Below are 17,315 nucleotides of genomic sequence, written 5' to 3'. Positions count from 1 at the left end.
GGTCCGCGCGCTCACACGTGTGCCGCGGCGGGCGGCCGGGGCGGGCGGCGTCCGGACGGAGTACGGACCAAGCGTCCCGACGGAGTGCGGATGGAGTACGGCCGAGTCGCGGGGCGCGGTCGGCTCGCGGACGATGGGGGCGATCGTTTCCGTGCGCTGCGAAGGACGACAGGATGCCCCGACCCCACCGCGGCCCCGTGCCGCTCCGCCTCCGCGCCGTGCTGGCCGGCGCAGTCGGCTGCCTGCTCGGCGCCGGCGCCCTGACCGGGTGCGGTTCCGGCGACGGTCAGGGCGGTGGCGCCACCTCCGGCCCGGCCACGCCGCAGACCCCCGCCACGAACTCCTTCTCCGGGATGCCGCCGTCCGCGCTTGCCTCGGCGGCCGCCTCCGCGATCGAGTCGGCCCGTGCCTCCGCCTCGGCGGCGGCCTCCTCCGCGTCCGCGCGCGCCTCCCAGTTCGAGGCCTCCGTGGAGGCCCAGGCCGCACGGGCGGGGGCCGCCGCCGAGAAGGAACTGAAGAACGTGCGGGGGCGCGGCAACGCGCTGAACGAGGTCGCAATGACGGGCCTGCCGCGAGCGCAGACCGGCGGCCTGCTCGCCGCCTTGGTCACCATCACCAACAAGACCGACAAGAAGGCCTCCTACGCCGTGCAGGTGGACTTCGAGGACGCCTCGGGAAAGGTGGTGGAGACCCGGTTCGTCGGCGCGGAGAACCTCGCCCCGGGCAAGCAGGAACAGCCCATCGCCTTCAGCCGGCAGCCCGCCGAGGCGAAGCTGACGCCGCGTCTGGCGAAGGCGCAGCGCTACTGACGGCCGTGCGCGGGAGGGACGAGGCCGGAGGCGCGAGGGGCTCCAGGACGGTGTGACGCGCGTCGGCCACGCGGGAGTTCAGCGGGAGCCTCGGTCCTTGGCCGTGTCGCGCACGCTGGTCAGGAACCGTCGCACCGCGGCGACCTCGGCCTCGTCGAAGGTGCCGAGCAGGTCCAGGATGTGCGCGATCAAGGGACCGAAGTGCCCCTGGCCCAGGGTGACCGCCTGCTCGGTGGTCCGCAGGCGCACCCGGCGGCGGTCGTCGGGGTCGTGCAGCCGCTGGAGGTGACCGGCGCGCTCGAGGCGGTCGATCACGGAGGTCGTGCCGGCCGAGTTGAGGCCCAGTTGCGCGCCCAGCCGGCCCGGCGTGAGCAGGTCGCCCGCGCGTTCGGCGTCGAGCACGCAGATCAACGCCCGCACATCCGTGGCGTGCATGCCGTTGGCGCGCGCGAACTCGCTCTGAACCATGGCGAGTTCTACCGTCACCTCGCGCAGCAGGTGGACGATCCCCAGTCCGGGATCACTGTCGCCCATCGCCGTCCTTTCCCCTAATATCTCGCTCAACGAGATTGTCGCTCAACGAGATTATCCCGAGGCGGGAAAAGCGTGTCGACTGGGGGTCCGTCATGCCTGAGGAGTTCTTCGCGGCGTACGACGAGTTGTCCGCCCGGTGGGGACCCGGGGCCGAACACCTCGACATCCTCACGCCGTACGGCGCCACGCGGGTCAACTGCCTCGGCGGGAAGGAGGCGCCACCGCTCCTCCTGCTGCCCGGCGGCCGGGACACCTCGGCCGCCTGGTTCGCCAACGCCGCGCAGTGGGCGCGCACCCACCGGGTGCTGGCCGCCGACCTCATCGGTGACGCGGGACGCAGCGTGCCGGCCCCCGGACGCTCGATCCGCTCCGTCGCCGACCTCGGCCGGTGGCTGGACGCCCTGCTGGACGGTCTCGGCGTCGAGCGGACCGCCCTCGCCGGCCACTCCTACGGAGGCTGGATCGCCCTTCACTACGCCCTGCTCTCGCCGTCCCGGACGGACCGCCTGGTCCTGCTCGACCCCACCGGCTGCTTCGCCGGGTACCGGCCGGGCTATCTGCTGCGGGCCCTGCCGATGCTGCTCGCGCCAAGTCCGGGGCGGGTGCGCTCGTTCCTGCGGTGGGAGAGCCGGGGCGCCCCGCTGGACCCGGGGTGGCTGCGGCTCCAGGAGGCCTCGGCCGGTGTCGAGACCGTACGGCCGGTGACCGGGCCGCGTCCGTCGGCCGCGGCGCTGCGCGCCCTGGACACACCTGTCCGGATCCTCTTCGCGGGCGGCGGCCGGGCGCAGGACGCCGGACGGGCGGCGAAGGCAGCCGCGGAGGTGCTGCCGCACGCCGAGATCGACGTCCTGCCCGGCGTAGGACACCACGGACTGCAACACCGCGCGGCGGCCGAGATCAACGCTCTGGTCGGCGAGTTCGTCGGCCGCCCGGCCCTGCACGACGCCCGGCCCGAACAGCCCGCCGCCCCTCCCCGGCGCGGGGGCAGCGGGCGTGTCCTGTCAGGTGCCGTCAGACCCAGAACGCCTGTGCCAGGGCGGCCCCGGTGAACGCGGAGCCCAGGGCGGCGACGAGGCTGCCGATCGTGTTGACCGCCGCGAAGAAGCGGGCCCCGTCCTCCGCCAGCCGCAGCGTCTCGTAGGAGAAAGTGGAGTAGGTGGTCAGGGCCCCGCACAGTCCGGTGCCCACCAGGAGCTGGACGTCGGAGGAGACCCCGCCGGCGGCCACCGCTCCCGTCACCAGACCGAGGACGAGACTGCCGGCGACGTTGACGGTGAAGGTGCCCCAGGGGAAAACCGTGTCGTGCCTGGACTGCACCGTACGGTCGGTCAGATAGCGCAGCGGGGCCCCCACGACGGCGCCGGCGATGACCATCAGCCAGTTCACAGGTCCTCCCTCCCGCCCTTGCCGCGCTTCCTGCCGCGGTCGCTGTCCCCGCCCTCGTCCCGGCTCCTGTCCCGGCCGATGTAGCGGATGACCTCACAGTCGTCGAGGATCACCAGGCCCTGACCGATCAGTTCGTTCAGCTCGGGCAGGAACGCGCGCACCCGGTCCTCGGTGTCCACGATCACGATCGCCACCGGCAGGTCCTCGCTCAGCGACAGCAGCCGGCTGGTGTGGATCAGCGACGACGCCCCGAAACCCTCGACACCGCGGAACACACTGGCGCCGGCCAGCCCTGCCCGGTGCGCCCGGTGCACGATCTCCGAATAGAGCGGCCTGTGGTGCCAGGTGTCGTTCTCGCCGATGAAGATCGTCAGCCGAAGCGCGGTGCCGGTCAGTCTCGTCATGACTGCCTCCACTCGATGACCCGCCGGGTGAGGTTCGCCGTCGCCCACACCGCCGTGAGCGCGGCGAGCAGGGTGGCGGCGAGGTAGAGCAGACCGGTCCTGGCGTGCCCGCCGCCGACCAGGCGCTGGATGTCCACGGCGTACGTGGAGAACGTGGTGAACCCGCCGAGCACCCCGGTGCCGAAGAACGGCCTGACCAGGCGATGCGCCGCCCACACGTCCGTGATGATCACCATGAAGACGCCGATGACGCCGCAGCCGATCACGTTCACCCAGAAGGTGGTCCACGGGAAGGCGCCGGTGGCGGTGGGCCACAGCAGGGCGGCTCCGTAGCGGGCGCACGCCCCGACGGCACCGCCGACGGCCACCGCCGCGATGACCGGCCACTGTCGGCGTCCCGGCTCACGCCGTCGCGCGGGGACGCGCAGGTCGATGTCGGGATCGGTGGGTTCGCTGTGCACCGGGGATCGGGCCTCTCCCACGTGGGTCTCCTACTCGCACGTCGTCCCGGCCGCACCGGGACGCACTCCATCGCAAGCAGGGACTGTCGGCGGCGCCGTCGCCGCGGTTGGGTACGGCGAGCCCCACCGCCGTGCGGCCGCTCCCGCGGCCACCCCTCCAGGATAACGTGCCTCGGACGGGGCCTGTGACCTGGCGCTCCGGGCCTCAGCCCGGATCGTGCGCCCGCTCCTCGGCGGCGCGGGCGCGAGAGGTGCCGATCTCCGCGTACGCCTGCTCGCGGCCTTCCCGGTGCGACGCCCGCGGCCGTCCGGCCGGCCCGGCCCGCTCCGGCCGCTCCGACGGACCACGCAGGAAGGCGCGGGGGGCCATGCGGAGGCGCCGGACTGGCCGTGTCTCCCGCATGTCCCATGGCCCCGCATGCGGAACACTCGTTCCAGGTTCTGCGGACAGCCTCCCGGGACAGGCTCCCGAGCCCGTCGGTCCGGGCTTCAGGCCCGGCCCCGGGCATCGCGGCACCTCCCCCGCCCGTCTCCCCCTCCGTACGTCCGTACGGCGGATTGCACGGGCGGCCGCCACGGCAACAATGGGGGTGATGAAGCGGGAACCCCCACCGCCGGAGGCGGCCACCGCGGAGCTGCCGCCCGAGGTCGCCACCGCGCGTCTGCGGCTGCTCGCCGAGGCCAGCCGGGCACTGGCCTCGGGCCTGGACGCGGAGGAGTCCCTGCGCCGGCTGGCCCGGCTGGTGGTGTCCCAGCTGGCCGACGCCTGCGTCGTCGACGTGGTCGACGGCGACGGGGTACGCCGGCTCACCGTCACCGACCGGGACCCGGAGCGGGCCCTGCGCATGCTGCCCACCGGGCTCCTGCCCGGACCCGACGACTCGGCCGCCGCCCTGGCCAAGGTGCTGCGCGGCGCGGGCCCCATGGTGGTGAACGGCATCGATGCGCCCGACCCGGACGACCCCCTGCGCTGCGCGCAGTGGGCGCTGTACCGCACGCTGGGAGCCGAGACCGCGCTGATCGTGCCCATGCGGGTACGACGGCAGGCCCTGGGCGCGCTCACCCTCGTACGCCGTGCCCCGGCCGTGCCCTTCGACGATCAGGAGCAGGCGCTCGCCGCCGACCTCGGCCACCGGGCGGGCCTCGCCCTCGACAACGCCCGCCTGTACGCGCTCCAGCAGTACACCGCCGAGCAGTTGCAGCTCTCCCTGCTGCCCGACCTGACCGGCCTCGCCGACCTCCAGCTCGCCGCGCGCTATGTGGCCGCCCGCGAACGGGCCGAGGTGGGCGGCGACTGGTACGACGCCTTCCGCCTCCCCGACGGCTCGGTGATCCTCGCCATCGGCGACGTCGTCGGCCACGACCTGGCCGCCGCCGTCCGGATGGGCCAGCTGCGCAACATGCTGCGCGCGATCGCCTACGACAGCGGTGACGATCCGGCGGGCGTCATGTGCCGCCTCGACAACGTCATGCAGGGGCTGACCGGCGTCGAACTCGTGACCGCCGTCATCGTCCGTCTGACGACGCCCGCCCGCGGCCCGTGGCGGATCGACTGGACCAACGCGGGCCATCCCCCGCCCCTGCTGGCCCAGCCCGACGGCCGTACCCTGCTGCTTGAGGAGGGGCACGCCCCCGTGCTGGGGATCGACCCCCACCTCGCCCGCGACACGGCGACCGTCGAGCTGCCGCCGGGTTCCACGCTGCTCCTGTACACCGACGGCCTGGTCGAGCGCCCCGGCGAGGACATCGGCCGCGGTCTGACCCGACTGCGCCAGCACGCGGCGGCGCTCGCCCGCGAACCGCTGGCCGTCTTCCGCGACGACCTTCTCACCCGGCTGATCGACGACCAGCACGACGACGTGGCCGTCCTGGCCCTGCGCGTCCCCTGAGCCGCGGCGACGGGTCCCACGCCCGTGTCCGTTCCCACGCCCGTGTCCGTTCCGCGCCTGGTCACCGTGCCGGACGCGGTGTGGCGACAGCGGCGGGTCCGCGTCCGCCACCGCCGCCGGCAGGATCCGCAGGAGGTGACGCGGTCGCCGGAGACGTACGGGATGGTGCTCGCGTCCGGCCGTCGGCACCTGGTCGGGGGCCGGGCGGAGGCGTCACGCACCCACCGCGCCCCCCAATCCGTCCCGTCCGCGTCCTCGAAGGAAGCCTTCGACCGGCTCGGAGGCTCCGCCCGGCCGCGCACTGGCGGTCCCGGGCCGAGGAGTGACCGGAGCGGCGGGATCAGCGCCGCGGCTCGCCGAGTACCGCGTCGGCGGTCTCGAAACGGTGCGCCACCGGCGCCGCCTCCTCGTCGCCGAAGTACGCCGACTGCAACGTCCCGCACAGCAGCGCTTCCAGGAAGGCCACGCACCCCATGTCGTGGTCCTCCCACAGCGGGCCGCGCCCCTCGTTGTACAGCACCGTCCACTCGTCGGGCCGCCGCCCCGGCAGGACAAGCCAGTACAGGAACGCCCCCGAGCCCTCCTCGAACGCCCACGGCAGGGCCCGCGCCCCCGCCTCCGTGAGCCCGGCGGGCCTCGCCTCGCCCGCCTCCCACAAGTCGGCCAGGATCTCGGCGCGTCGGCCGCCTGCGCGTGCAGGTCGCAGTCGTCGTACGCGGAGTCGGGGACGAGCAGCCAGACGGTGTCGCCGAAGACACCGGCACCGTAGGTCTCGACGAGTCGCTTGTAGTCGCCGGGCAGAGCGGTACCGAGCGCGCTCTCGGCCTGCGCCCAGTCCACCGGGGGCGGCGGTTCGAGGGGCGGCGGGCAGAGACGTACCAGGTCCTCGAGAACGATCACGCAGCGAACGCTACTGGGAGCCGTCCGCTCACCCGGCACCGCCGGGTGTTCCGGGCACACTGGCGGGATGGGCCACCTCTGCTCAGGCACACGGGAGTTGACCGGCGTCCCGCGTGTCGCGGTCGTCGTGGACGTGATGCGGGCCTTCGCCGTGGCCGCGTGCGCCTTCGCGCGGGGAGAGGATCGTCCTGGCCGCGTCGGAGGACGAGGCGCTGGTGCTGAACGGCTACCGCGGGATCCACCCGGACGACATCGCCCTGTGCCTGGAGGCCGACAGGTTCCCCGTCGCGATGGCGGTCCGCCGGGAGGGACCGCACACGGTACCGCGTCCCGTGATCGCAGCGGCCGGCCGAGGAGGGCGGTGTCTCGCTCCGGAGGCTCTTCTCTCCCGTCCTTTCAACGTTGTAAAGTGCGGACGTGTTCGCCCGTGCCCGGGCCGTCGTCCGCAGTGCGGCCGGGGACGGCCGGTGTGGCCGGGGTGTGTGCTTTCGCTCTTCCGTCTTCTGTGAGGAGAACCATGGCTTTGTGCACGGCTACGCGTGAGGAACTGCCCGCCGACGCCTACGACGAGCCGGTCGAGCGCTGGACGTTGCGCTCGCCCAGCGGCGTCCGGGCCTCCGTCCTCAGCCTCGGTGCCGTGCTGGAGTCCCTTCGGGTGCCCGACGCCGCCGGGGCCGCCGTGGACGACGTGGTGCTGCGGCTGCCCGGGCCGCGCGAGTACGCCGGCGGCGGCGCCTATCTCGGGGCCGTCGTCGGACGGTACGCCAACCGGATCGCCGGCGGGCGGTTCCGCCTTGACGGCGTCGTGCACCAGGTGCCCGTGAACGACCGGGGCAATGCCCTGCACGGCGGGACCGACGGGTTCGACCGGCGGGTGTGGCGGGCGCGGCCGGTGGCGTACGACGACGGGTCCGCGGGGGTGCGGCTGACGCTGGACAGCCCGGACGGGGACCAGGGCTTCCCGGGAGCGCTGGCCGTCCGCGTCGAGTACGTGCTGCGGCCGGACGGGACCCTCGTCCTGGACAGTACGGCCCACACCGATCGCCCCACCGTCGTCAACCTCACCCACCACGCCTACTTCAACCTCGCCGGCCGCCCCGAACTCGGCGTCCTCGACCATGTGCTGACCGTCGACGCCGACGCCTACCTGCCGATCGACGCCACCTCCCTCCCGCTGCCCGGCGCACCCCGGCCGGTGCAGGGCACGCCCTTCGACTTCACCCGGCCCCGCCGGCTCGGCGCGGGCATCGGCGCGCCGGACCCGCAACTCGGCACCGCCAGCGGCGGATACGACCACTGCTGGGTGCTGCGCGGGCATCCGTGGAACCGTGAGCGGACGGCCGGTTCCCCGGGCGAGGGCGTACCGTTCGGGACCGTCGTGCCGTATCGGGCCGCGCGGCTCGAAGAGCCGGTCAGCGGGCGGATCATGGAGATCCGCACCACCGAGCCCGGGGTGCAGGTCTACACCGGGCAGCAACTGGACGGTTCCCTCAAGGACTTCGAGGGCCGGCCGCTGGCCGCGTACGCCGGGGTGTGCCTGGAGACCCAGCACTTCCCCGACTCGCCCAACCGTCCGGAGTACCCCAGCACCGAGGTCCGGCCCGGCCGACCCTTCGACAGCCGTACCGAGTTCGCCTTCCCGCACCTGCGCGACCTCGCGGCCCACGGCGACGTACCCCTGGACGCCTGAGCGCTCGTACGCCGGCCTCGTCGGCCCCGCTCACCGTCTCCGTTCGACCGTGGACTCCCGTACCACCAGCTCGAAACCGGGGAGGATGCGGCGCGGGACGGGCGGGGTGCGGGCGGCGATGCGTTCCACGACGCAGTCCACGGCGATCTGCGCGATGGCCTGCTTGTCGGGGGCGATCGTGGTCAGCGCGACCGCCGCGTACCGGGCCTCCTCGATGTCGTCGAACCCGGCCACCGCGATGTCCTGCGGCACCCGCAGCCCGCGTTCGGCGAGCACCCGCATCGCGCCGAGGGCGACCATGTCGTTGAAGGCGAACACGGCGTCCGGCCGCTCCCCCCGGTCCAGCAGCGCGGCCATACCCGCCGCGCCGTCCTGGCGGTCGAAGCCGTCGGTGGCGACGATCAGCGGGTCCGGCGGCTTCAGCCCGGCCGAGGTGTGCGCCTCCCGCCAGCCGCGCAGCCGCAGGTGTGCCGGAGTGCGCGCGCTCTCCCGGCGGGCGCCGAGGAAGGCGATGCGGCGGCGCCCGGTGTCCAGCAGATGCTGCACCGCGGCACGCGCCGCCGCCACGTTGTCGATGGCGATGTGGTCGAAGGGGGCCTCGTACTCCCGCTCCCCGAGCAGCACCAGCGGCGAGGTGTCCGTGCGCGAGAGCAGGTCCTCGGTCTCCATCCGGATCGGGCTGAGGATCAGCCCGTCGATGATCTGCGCGCGGAAGCCCTGGCAGACCAGGACCTCCTTCTCGCGCAGCCCCGCCGTGTGGTCCAGCAGCACGGTGTAGTCGTGCCGCGCGGCCGCGTCGATGACGGCGCCGGCCACCTCGGAGAAGTACGGGTTGCCCAGCTCGGGGACGGCCAGGGCGATGATGCCGGTGCGGCCGTTGCGCAGATGGCGGGCGACGAGGTTGGGCCGGTAGCCGAGTTCGTCGATGGCCCGCTGCACCCGTGCCCGGGTCCGGGGGGAGACATGGACATAGTTGTTGACGACGTTCGACACAGTCTTGACGGAGACCCCGGCGCGCTGTGCGACGTCCTTCAGGCTGACGCCCACTGAACTCCTTTGGTCGGGCGGCTGCGTCCCCGGGCCGGCGCGGATCGCGGGGAGCGGTCCCGTGGCCCGGGCGCGCCGAACGGTCGGCCGGGCCACGGGACGGCGCCCCGATTCAGGTGGTCGGGCGGTCAGGCGGTCAGTCCGTCTGCCGCGTGCGGCTGAGCAGGGTCTGCGCCAGGACCACCACGGCCAGGAACGCGCCGTTGACCGTGTCGGTGAAGGCGGAGCCGTACTGCGAGAAGTAGTGGTCGATGAGATTGTGGATGACGGCCAGCACCAGCACCCCGCTGGCCGTGCCGCCGACCGAGCCGCTGCCGCCGGTCAGCAGCGTGCCGCCGATCACCACGGAGGCGATCGCGGTCAGCTCGTAGCCGACGCCGATCGTGGTGACGCCGGAGCCCAGGCGGGCGCTGCCGAGCGCGCCGGCCGCCGAGGCGAGGGTGGCCGACAGGACGTAGACGAGGACCTTGGTGCGGGCGACGGGCAGGCCCATCAGCGTGGCCGCGCTCTCGTTGCCGCCGAGCGCGGTGACCGTCGCGCCGAACCGGGTGCGGGTGAGCAGCAGGGCGCCCAGGGCGAACAGCGCGACCACGATCAGCACCGGCGTCCAGGTGCCCGCGCCCAGGTGCCGGAAGGCGGAGCCGGGCGGCACGAGGTACGTGGTCGCGCCCTCGTCGGTCAGGGCCTGCAACAGCCCCCGCGCGCCCAGCAGTCCGGCGAGCGTCACGATGAACGGCGCCATCCCGGCGCGGGAGACCAGCAGCCCCTGCACGGACCCCCACACCGCGCCGACCGCCAGCGGCAGCACGATGGCGAGCCAGGTGCCGCCGGCGTGCGCGCCGTACGCCCCGAGGACGCCGCCGAGCGCGTACAGGGAGCCCACCGACAGGTCGATGCCGCCGGTCAGGATGACGAAGGTCATCCCGAGGGCGAGCAGCCACACGAACGCGTTGTTGCCGAGGATGCTGGAGATGTTGGACCAGGTCGGGAAGGTGTCGGAGGTCGCCGAGGCGATGGCTACCATCAGCACCAGCACAACCAGGGCGCCCCGGCGCTGGATGTGGGAGGCCAGGCGTTCGCGCAGCGCGGCCGGCTGCGCCGCGTCGGGCGCGGGGCCCGCCGGCAGCGGGGCGGGCCGCAGGGCGGACGGGCTCATCGGGTACCACGCTCCTGTGAGGCGTAGACCGCGAAGCAGATGATGGCGGCCTCCACGAGTTGGGTGTACGACGTGTGCACGTTGTGCTGGGTGAGGACGGCGGTGATCAGCTGCATGAACAGCGCGCCCGCCACCGTGCCGAGCACCCGCACCCGGCCGCCGGTGAGCGGGGTGCCGCCGACCACGACCGCGGTGATGGCGTTCAGCTCCATGTTGAGGCCCTGGTGAGCGGGGTCCGCCTCGGCGCCGTGCCCCACGATCATCGCGCCGGCGAAGGCGGCGAGGACGCCGGAGAGGACGTAGACGGTGACGAGGACGCGGCGCACCGGCAGACCGGCCAGCTTGCTCGCCTGCCGGTTGTCGCCGATGGCGACCAACTGCCGCCCGAACGTGGTGCGGCGCACCAGCAGCGCGGTCAGCACGGCGCACACCCCGGCGATCCACGCCATCAGAGGCACCCCGGCGAAGCCGTCCGAACCCAGGCTCAGCAGACCGGAGTCCATGACCGGCTTGGCGGAGTTGCCGTTGATCAGCTCGGCGACACCGCGCAGTCCGATCATCAGGGAGAGGGTGGCGACGATCGGCTGGATCCGGGCGAAGGCCACCATCGTGCCGCCGACCGCCCCCGACACCGCGCCGAACACCAGGGCGACTATCACCGCGAGCGGCGCGCCGTAGCCGACGTAGAGGGGGACGACCGAGGCGGCCAGGGCGATCACCGCGCCGACCGACAGATCGACGCCCTCGGTGCCGATGACCAGAGCCATGCCGAGCGCGACCATCAGGGTCGGCGCGACCTGGAACAGCTGGATGCGCACGTTGCCCGCGGACAGGAACGAGCTGTCCAGGGCGGCCGCCACCACGAACAGGACGACCAGCGCCGCGTAGACGCCGTACGCCTGGAGCAGCCGGGTCAGCCGGGCGCGGTCCAGCAGGTCCGGCCCGGCCCAGGTGGTGGGCGTCATCGGGGCTCCTCCTTCGTCACGGCCCGGCCGGCCAACCGGCTCTGGTCCTGCGGGTGTTCGGCGGCGGTGGCCCGGGCGCGCACGGCACTCCCGCCGTCCTCCGACGCCTGTGCGCCGTCCGCCGGGTCGGCGGTGGCGAGGGTGTCGAGGACCGCCTGTTCGGTCACGCCGTCGCCCTCGAGATGGCCGACGGCGCGGCCGTCCTTGAGGACGACGATCCGGTCCGAGCCCTCGATCAGCTCCTCCAGGTCCGAGGAGATCAGCAGCACCCCGAGCCCCTGCTCGGCGAGTTCGTCGATGAGCGCCTGCACCTCCGCCTTGGCGCCCACGTCGATACCGCGGGTGGGCTCGTCCAGCAGCAGCACCTTCGGGTCCAGGCACAGCCAGCGGGCCAGCAGCACCTTCTGCTGGTTGCCGCCGGACAGATCGCTGACCTTCTGGTCGGGACCGGACGCCTTGATGCGCAGTCGCTCCATGAAGAAGCGCACCACCTCGTCCTGCTTGGCCTGCGAGACCACGCCCGCGCGGGCGAGCCGGGGCAGCAGGGCCAGCGAGATGTTCTCCCGCACGGACAGGTTGGGCAGGATGCCCTCCGTCTTGCGGTCCTCGGCGAGCATCACCACCCCGGCCTTGATGGCGGCGGCCGGGCTGCGCCGGGCCAGCGGGGCGCCCTCCACCTCGACGGCGCCGCCGTCCGTGGCCAGCGCGCCGATGATCGCCTTGGCGGTCTCGCTGCGCCCGGCCCCGAGGAGCCCACCGAGCCCCACGACCTCCCCGCGGTGGATGTCGACGTCCACGCCGTGCACCCGGTGCCGCACGGTAAGCCCGGTGGCGCGGAGGGCCGGCACGCCCTCGCGCCGCTCGTGATCCCCGCCGAACGCGGTGGCGCCCTTGGCCCGGACGGTGGACATCTCGCGGCCGAGCATCAACGAGATCAGCTTGAGCCGTTCCAGCCCGGCCATCTCGCCGGTGTGCACGACCGCGCCGTCCCGCATCACGGTGACCCGGTCGCAGATCGCGTACAGCTCGTCCAGGCGGTGGCTGACGTAGACGACCGCGATGCCCTGCCGCTTCAGGTCGCGGATCACCGAGAACAGGGTCTCCACCTCGCGCGGTTCGAGCGAGGAGGTCGGCTCGTCCATCACCACCACGCGGGCGTCGATCTGCACGGCACGGGCCAGGGCCACCATCTGCTGGGCGCCGAGCCCGAGCGAACCGAGCGGACGGGTCACGTCCACGTCCACGCCGTAGCGCTTCAGCGCCTCGGCGGCCAGGCGGTTCATCGCCCTGACGTCGACCAGGCCGAGGCGGCGCGGCTCGCGCCCCAGGCACAGGTTGCGGGCCACCGACATCAGCGGGACGAGGTTGACCTCCTGGTAGATGGTCGAGATGCCGGCCGCCTGCGCCTCCAGCGGGTTGCGGAAGGCGCGGTCCTCGCCCGCGAACCGGATCCGGCCCGCGTCGGGCCGGTACACGCCCGTCATCACCTTGATCAGCGTCGACTTCCCGGCGCCGTTCTCGCCGATGAGGGCGTGCACCTCACCGGGGCGCAGGCGGAAGTCCACCCCGCGCAGGGCGTGGACGCCCGCGAAGCTCTTGTCCACCCCGGCGACTTCCACGATCCAGTCGCTGCGAGGTGCCGGGTCCTGCTGGACCAACGTCTTCCTCCTCATGCGGGCTGCCGCAGGCAGCCACCGGTCGGCCGGACCGGCCGGGGCCACGGCGTCGCGGCCCGGCCCCGGCGCGCCCGGTGCGGTGCGGGCTCAGTACACGAGGCCCTGGTCGAGGGCCTGCTGGGCGTTGTCGGCGGTGAAGTGCCCGTCCTTGATGATCACCTTGGGCTGGACGCCGGTGTCGCCGTAGAAGTCCTTGAGCGCCTGGAAGGCCAGCGGGCCGAAGCGCGGGTTGGTCTCGATGTCGGAGACCATCTGGCCGGCGGCGACGTTCTTCACGGCCTGCTCGATGCCGTCGATGGAGACGACCTTGACGTCCTTGCCGGGCGTCTTGCCGGCCGACCGGATGGCCTGGATCGCGCCGAGCGCCATCTCGTCGTTCTCCGCGTAGACCGCGTTGATGTCGGAGTGCGACTGGAGCAGCTGCTCCATCACCTTCTGGCCGTCGGTCTGGGCGAAGTTGCCCGTCTGCGACGCCACGATCTTCATCTTCGGGTACTTGGCCTTGGCCTGGTCCTGGAAGCCCTTGGTCCGGTCGGTGGTGACGTTGTTGCCCGGGGTGCCGGTCAGGATGGCGACATGGGCCTCGCCGCCGGTGGCACCGGCCAGGTCGTCGGCCGCGATCTGCGCCTGGTGGTAGAAGTCGGAGCCGATGAAGGCCATGAAGTCCGTGCAGGCGCTGCCGCCGACCGTGCGGTCGATGGTCAGCACCGGGACCTTGGCGGACTTGGCCTTGGCGAGCGCGGGTCCGAGGCCGTCGGAGTTCTCCGGCGCCACGATGAGGACCTTGGCGCCCTGCGCGATCATGTCCTCGATCTGCGAGTTCTGCGCGTTGACATCGGCGTTGGCGTTGCGCTGGATGAGCTTGACACCCAGCTTCTTCGCCTGCTGCTCGATGCTCTTGGTCTCGGTGGCGCGGAACGGGTTGCTGGTCGACTCCGACTGCGAGAAGCCGACGACCGTCTTGCCGTCGGTGAGGTCCAGCTTGGGGACGCCGCCGCCGTAGGTCTTGTAGGTGCAGCCGGGTCCGGCCGCCGCGGAGGGCGAGGCGACCTGCTGCGAGGCGGCCGCGTTGTCGTTCGCGGCGGCCGCGGACTTGGAGTCGCCGCCGGAGCCGGACGAGTCCGACTTGGTGCATCCGGTGACGGCCAGGCACAGCCCGGCGGCCAGCACTGCGGCAGAGAAGGTCTTGGACTGGAGGTTCACGCGCCGATCACATCCTCAGCGGGGTGGACGAAGGGGGCGGGGCGGAAAAGGCGGGGGACCACCTGGGCCCTCGATCGAAGGGTGCGGTGCCGACAGGCGGGCTTTTCAACGTTGTAGACATTGAGGGAACGTCAAACCGGATGTCAACCCGCGGTACGCAACCTTTCCGACGGCGGTTTTCCCGGGCCCGGGCGGCGACCGGCCGCCGGGCGCCATGAGGGCGGCGGTGTCCTCGATGGGTACTGTTCCGCTCGTCAAAGGCCCTCTGAACAGCGGTATTTCCATGATTTCCGAGGTCTGTGCGCGGGGTGCGAGAAGAATCGTGCAGAGGGGTGGACACTCCGATCGGGGCTGTGCTGTCATGTGGCTGCTTTCGTTTACAACGTTGTTAGGTGTCCGTCACCGCCGAGGGTCGCGGCGCGGGCGGGCCGAGCCGTCCCCACCCCGTGGCGGCCGCCGACCGTGACCGCTCACGGCCCCGCGCGTACGTGCCGGCCGTCAGGACCGTGTCCCGGCCCGGCCGGTCCGCGCGCCCCGCCACCTCATGCCCCTCGTGCGAAGTCCCCACAAGCCCGTACCCCGCATCCCGCGCCCCGACCGGACGCACAAGCCGCACCGCCGCTGGACACGCAAGCCCCGCACCCCCGCTGGACACGGTCCTCCAACAGGAAGGGCAGTTCATGGAACGCCGTACGTTCCTGACCGGCTCCATGTCGGTCGCCGGCGCCGCCGCCCTGGCCGGCGCCGCCACGCCCGCGCACGCCGCCTCCCCGCCCGGCCCCGTCGTCCCGGCCGCCGGCCGCCGCCCCCACTACACCGCCAACCGGGACCCGCTGCGGCCGGAGCCCTTCCTGCGGCTGCCGCCCGGCAGCGTCACCCCCAAGGGCTGGCTGCGCACCCAACTCGACCTGCAACTGGACGGCTTGAACGGACGCATGCCCGAGGTGTCCGACTACCTCGACCCGAGGACCAGCGGCTGGTCCGTCCCCGCCAACGACGGCTGGGAGGAACTGCCGTACTGGCTGCGCGGGTTCGGCGACCTCGGCTACGTCACCCAGGACGCCCGCGTGCTGGAGCTGACCCGCGACTGGATCGACCGCATCCTCGCCACCCGGCAGTCCGACGGCTTCTTCGGCCCCGCCCGGCTGCGCACCGCGCTGAACGGCGGCCCCGACTTCTGGCCGCACATGCCGGTCCTGGACGCGCTCCGCACCTGGCACGAGTACAGCGGCGACGACCGGGTCGTGCCCACCCTGACCGGCTGGCTGAAGTACCTGCACACCCAGCCGGGCACGCTCTTCGGGCAGGGCTGGGGCGCGGCCCGTGTCGGCGACACCATCGACACCGCGTACTGGGTGTACAACCGCACCGGCGAGGACTGGCTGCTCGACCTGGTCCGCACCATGCACACCCACAGCGCCGACTACACGAACTCCGTCCCGACCTGGCACAACGTCAACCTCGCCCAGGGCTTCCGCGAACCCGCCCAGTACGGCGTCCTGGCCGGCGACGACTCCTTCCTCGCCGCCACCCGGCGCGTCTACGACACCGTCATGCACGCCTACGGCCAGTTCCCCGGCGGCGGTTTCGCCGCGGACGAGAACGCGCGCCCCGGCTTCCACGACCCGCGTCAGGGCTTCGAGACGTGCGGCATCGTCGAGTTCATGCACAGCCACCAGCTGCTCGCCCGGATGACCGGGGACACGGTGTGGGCCGACCGCTGCGAGGACCTGGCCCTCAACATGCTGCCCGCCGCCTTCGACCCGCTCCAGAAGGGCACCCACTACGTCACGTCCGCCAACAACGTCCAGCTGGACAACGTTGCCAAATCACACGGCCAGTTCAACAACTCCTTCGCCATGCAGGCGTACATGCCGGGCATCCACCAGTACCGCTGCTGCCCCCACAACTACGGGATGGGCTGGCCCTACTACGCCGAGGAGATGTGGCTCGCGAGCGTCGACGGCGGGCTGTGCGCCTCGCTGTACGGCGAGTCCAGCGTCCGCGCCAAGGTCGGCGACGGCACCACCGTCACCGTCGCCGAGCGCACCGAGTACCCCTTCGGCGACACCGTGACCTTCCAGGTGTCCACACCGCGACCCGTCTCCTTCCCGCTCTACCTGCGTGTGCCCGGCTGGTGCGAGCGGCCCGCGGTACGGCTCGGCGGCCGTCCGGTGGACGCGCGGCGCAGCGGCGGCCACCTCGTCCTCGACCGGCGCTGGCACGACGGCGACCAGCTCGTGCTGCACCTGCCGATGAGGACGACGGTGCGCACCTGGGGCGCCAACGAGGACTCCGTCTCCGTCCACCACGGCCCCCTCGCCTACTCCCTGCGCATCGAGGAGAAGTGGCAGCGCTCCGGCGGCACCGACGCCTGGCCGGAGTACGAGGTGCGCCCCGGCTCGCCCTGGAACCACGCCCTGGACCTGGACCCACGCGACCCCGCCCGGTCCCTCGTCGTGGAACGCACCCGCGCCCGCGCCGCCAACCCCTTCACCCAGGACGGCGCCCCGGTCCGCATCCGGGCCCGGGGCCGGCGGCTGCCCGGCTGGACCACCGACGACCAGAACGTCCTCGCCCCGCTCCAGCACAGCCCCGCGCACACCACCCAGCCGGTCGAACAGCTCACCTTGATCCCGGCCGCCGCCGCACGGCTGCGCATCACCTCCTTCCCGACCGCCGGCACCTCGGCCACGGCACGCGAGTGGGCCGCCGTCACCGCCTCGTTCAGCGGCGTCGACAGCCCGCAGGCGCTGCTCATGAACGCCGCCGTCGAACCGTCCGGCTCCTACGACCAGTCGGTGCCCCGCTTCACCTGGTGGGACCGCACGGGCACCGAGGAATGGGTCCAGTACGCCTACGCCGAACCCGTGCGCGTCGGCACGGTGTCCGTGTACTGGTATGACGACACCGGTCACGGCGCCTGCCGCGTCCCCACCTCCTGGCAGCTGGAGTACCGCGCCGTGGACGGCAGTTGGCGCACGGCCGGGGCGGACACCGGCCACGGCACCGCCGTCGACCGCTTCAACGACCTCTCCTTCCCCACCGTGACCACCACCGCCCTGCGCATCACCGCGCAACTGAAGACCGGGTTCTCCGGCGGCCTGCTGGCCTGGCGCACCGGACCGTGACGGTCCGCGCGCCCGGTCAGGCGGCCCGGCGCCTACGGAGTCGTACGGCCCACGCGCCCGCCAC

The 17,315-nt window shown here is 73.0% G+C and carries 15 protein-coding genes and 1 pseudogene; 6 read left to right on the top strand and 10 right to left on the bottom strand.

Annotation, left to right across the window (positions count from 1 at the left end; translation table 11 throughout):
* Positions 1 to 173 precede the first annotated feature (173 nt).
* A complete protein-coding gene (locus tag AB0N63_RS25860; RefSeq protein WP_365532030.1) occupies positions 174 to 809 on the top strand; it encodes a hypothetical protein in 636 nt (211 codons plus the stop codon).
* Positions 810 to 887: 78 nt separating this feature from the next.
* Here the strand turns inward: AB0N63_RS25860 and AB0N63_RS25855 are convergent, their stop codons facing one another.
* Positions 888 to 1,343, bottom strand: coding sequence for a MarR family transcriptional regulator (locus AB0N63_RS25855; protein ID WP_365532028.1), 456 nt, complete (start codon positions 1,341 to 1,343; stop codon positions 888 to 890).
* A gap of 92 nt (positions 1,344 to 1,435) precedes the next feature.
* Between AB0N63_RS25855 and AB0N63_RS25850 the strand changes: the two genes are divergently transcribed.
* Positions 1,436 to 2,392 carry an alpha/beta fold hydrolase gene (locus tag AB0N63_RS25850; protein ID WP_365532025.1) on the top strand — a complete coding sequence of 319 codons (957 nt, stop codon included), beginning with the start codon at positions 1,436 to 1,438 and terminating at the stop codon, positions 2,390 to 2,392.
* On the opposite strand, the gene crcB is transcribed toward AB0N63_RS25850, so the two are convergent.
* Genes crcB through AB0N63_RS25835 form a run of 3 tightly spaced genes read right to left on the bottom strand, consistent with a single transcriptional unit; the run spans position 2,355 to position 3,594 of the window.
* A complete protein-coding gene (gene crcB / locus AB0N63_RS25845) occupies positions 2,355 to 2,729 on the bottom strand; it encodes a fluoride efflux transporter CrcB (RefSeq protein ID WP_365532023.1) in 375 nt (124 codons plus the stop codon). The two genes, AB0N63_RS25850 and crcB, sit on opposite strands and share 38 nt — an antisense overlap.
* A complete protein-coding gene (locus AB0N63_RS25840; RefSeq protein WP_365532020.1) occupies positions 2,726 to 3,133 on the bottom strand; it encodes a DUF190 domain-containing protein in 408 nt (135 codons plus the stop codon). Before AB0N63_RS25840 ends, crcB begins: the two co-directional genes overlap by 4 nt.
* Positions 3,130 to 3,594 (bottom strand): CrcB family protein, encoded by a 465-nt coding sequence (locus tag AB0N63_RS25835; protein ID WP_365532204.1) that lies wholly within the window; start codon positions 3,592 to 3,594, stop codon positions 3,130 to 3,132. The genes AB0N63_RS25840 and AB0N63_RS25835 overlap by 4 nt, the downstream gene beginning before the upstream one ends.
* A gap of 593 nt (positions 3,595 to 4,187) precedes the next feature.
* On the opposite strand from AB0N63_RS25835, the gene AB0N63_RS25830 reads away from it, so the two are divergent.
* A complete protein-coding gene (locus AB0N63_RS25830) occupies positions 4,188 to 5,483 on the top strand; it encodes a GAF domain-containing SpoIIE family protein phosphatase (RefSeq protein WP_365532018.1) in 1,296 nt (431 codons plus the stop codon).
* Positions 5,484 to 5,823: 340 nt separating this feature from the next.
* Here the strand turns inward: AB0N63_RS25830 and AB0N63_RS25825 are convergent, their stop codons facing one another.
* Entirely contained in the window at positions 5,824 to 6,141 is a 318-nt protein-coding gene (locus AB0N63_RS25825) for a hypothetical protein (RefSeq protein ID WP_365532015.1), read from the bottom strand.
* A gap of 309 nt (positions 6,142 to 6,450) precedes the next feature.
* On the opposite strand from AB0N63_RS25825, the pseudogene AB0N63_RS25820 reads away from it, so the two are divergent.
* Together AB0N63_RS25820 and AB0N63_RS25815 are read left to right on the top strand one after the other, a co-directional pair.
* Positions 6,451 to 6,640 (top strand): annotated as a pseudogene (locus tag AB0N63_RS25820) (2-phosphosulfolactate phosphatase); the annotation flags it as partial.
* Between the two features lie 260 nt (positions 6,641 to 6,900).
* Positions 6,901 to 8,073: an aldose epimerase family protein gene (locus AB0N63_RS25815; RefSeq protein ID WP_365532014.1), complete on the top strand. Its 1,173-nt coding sequence runs from the start codon at positions 6,901 to 6,903 to the stop codon at positions 8,071 to 8,073.
* Between the two features lie 30 nt (positions 8,074 to 8,103).
* Here the strand turns inward: AB0N63_RS25815 and AB0N63_RS25810 are convergent, their stop codons facing one another.
* The 5 genes from AB0N63_RS25810 to AB0N63_RS25790 all read right to left on the bottom strand — a co-directional run bounded on the left by AB0N63_RS25810 (position 8,104) and on the right by AB0N63_RS25790 (position 14,120).
* Positions 8,104 to 9,120 (bottom strand): LacI family DNA-binding transcriptional regulator, encoded by a 1,017-nt coding sequence (locus AB0N63_RS25810; protein ID WP_365532012.1) that lies wholly within the window; start codon positions 9,118 to 9,120, stop codon positions 8,104 to 8,106.
* A 136-nt stretch (positions 9,121 to 9,256) separates the two neighbouring features.
* The gene (locus tag AB0N63_RS25805; protein WP_365532010.1) at positions 9,257 to 10,276 is read right to left on the bottom strand and encodes an ABC transporter permease; all 1,020 of its coding nucleotides are present in this window, start codon (positions 10,274 to 10,276) and stop codon (positions 9,257 to 9,259) included.
* Positions 10,273 to 11,241, bottom strand: coding sequence for an ABC transporter permease (locus AB0N63_RS25800; RefSeq protein ID WP_365532008.1), 969 nt, complete (start codon positions 11,239 to 11,241; stop codon positions 10,273 to 10,275). The genes AB0N63_RS25805 and AB0N63_RS25800 overlap by 4 nt, the downstream gene beginning before the upstream one ends.
* Positions 11,238 to 12,914: a sugar ABC transporter ATP-binding protein gene (locus tag AB0N63_RS25795; protein WP_365532006.1), complete on the bottom strand. Its 1,677-nt coding sequence runs from the start codon at positions 12,912 to 12,914 to the stop codon at positions 11,238 to 11,240. Before AB0N63_RS25795 ends, AB0N63_RS25800 begins: the two co-directional genes overlap by 4 nt.
* A 90-nt stretch (positions 12,915 to 13,004) precedes the next feature.
* Entirely contained in the window at positions 13,005 to 14,120 is a 1,116-nt protein-coding gene (locus tag AB0N63_RS25790; protein ID WP_365532004.1) for an ABC transporter substrate-binding protein, read from the bottom strand.
* A 680-nt stretch (positions 14,121 to 14,800) separates the two neighbouring features.
* Here AB0N63_RS25790 and AB0N63_RS25785 point away from each other — a divergent pair.
* A complete protein-coding gene (locus AB0N63_RS25785; RefSeq protein WP_365532002.1) occupies positions 14,801 to 17,251 on the top strand; it encodes a beta-L-arabinofuranosidase domain-containing protein in 2,451 nt (816 codons plus the stop codon).
* Positions 17,252 to 17,315: the final 64 nt, after the last annotated feature.

This window comes from Streptomyces sp. NPDC093260, from assembly GCF_040683715.1.
In the GTDB taxonomy this organism is placed as follows: domain Bacteria; phylum Actinomycetota; class Actinomycetes; order Streptomycetales; family Streptomycetaceae; genus Streptomyces; species Streptomyces sennicomposti.
The sequence above is the reverse complement of the archived record's forward strand: the minus strand, read 5'-3'. Positions and strand labels throughout refer to the sequence as shown.

Excerpts from the sequence above, each read along its gene's own strand:
- AB0N63_RS25860 (WP_365532030.1), top strand. The coding sequence starts at position 174 with ATGCCCCGACCCCACCGCGGCCCCGTGCCGCTCCGCCTCCGCGCCGTG.
- AB0N63_RS25855 (WP_365532028.1), bottom strand. The coding sequence starts at position 1,343 with ATGGGCGACAGTGATCCCGGACTGGGGATCGTCCACCTGCTGCGCGAG.
- AB0N63_RS25850 (WP_365532025.1), top strand. The coding sequence starts at position 1,436 with ATGCCTGAGGAGTTCTTCGCGGCGTACGACGAGTTGTCCGCCCGGTGG.
- AB0N63_RS25840 (WP_365532020.1), bottom strand. The coding sequence starts at position 3,133 with ATGACGAGACTGACCGGCACCGCGCTTCGGCTGACGATCTTCATCGGC.
- AB0N63_RS25830 (WP_365532018.1), top strand. The coding sequence starts at position 4,188 with ATGAAGCGGGAACCCCCACCGCCGGAGGCGGCCACCGCGGAGCTGCCG.
- AB0N63_RS25815 (WP_365532014.1), top strand. The coding sequence starts at position 6,901 with ATGGCTTTGTGCACGGCTACGCGTGAGGAACTGCCCGCCGACGCCTAC.
- AB0N63_RS25805 (WP_365532010.1), bottom strand. The coding sequence starts at position 10,276 with ATGAGCCCGTCCGCCCTGCGGCCCGCCCCGCTGCCGGCGGGCCCCGCG.
- AB0N63_RS25800 (WP_365532008.1), bottom strand. The coding sequence starts at position 11,241 with ATGACGCCCACCACCTGGGCCGGGCCGGACCTGCTGGACCGCGCCCGG.
- AB0N63_RS25795 (WP_365532006.1), bottom strand. The coding sequence starts at position 12,914 with ATGAGGAGGAAGACGTTGGTCCAGCAGGACCCGGCACCTCGCAGCGAC.
- AB0N63_RS25785 (WP_365532002.1), top strand. The coding sequence starts at position 14,801 with ATGGAACGCCGTACGTTCCTGACCGGCTCCATGTCGGTCGCCGGCGCC.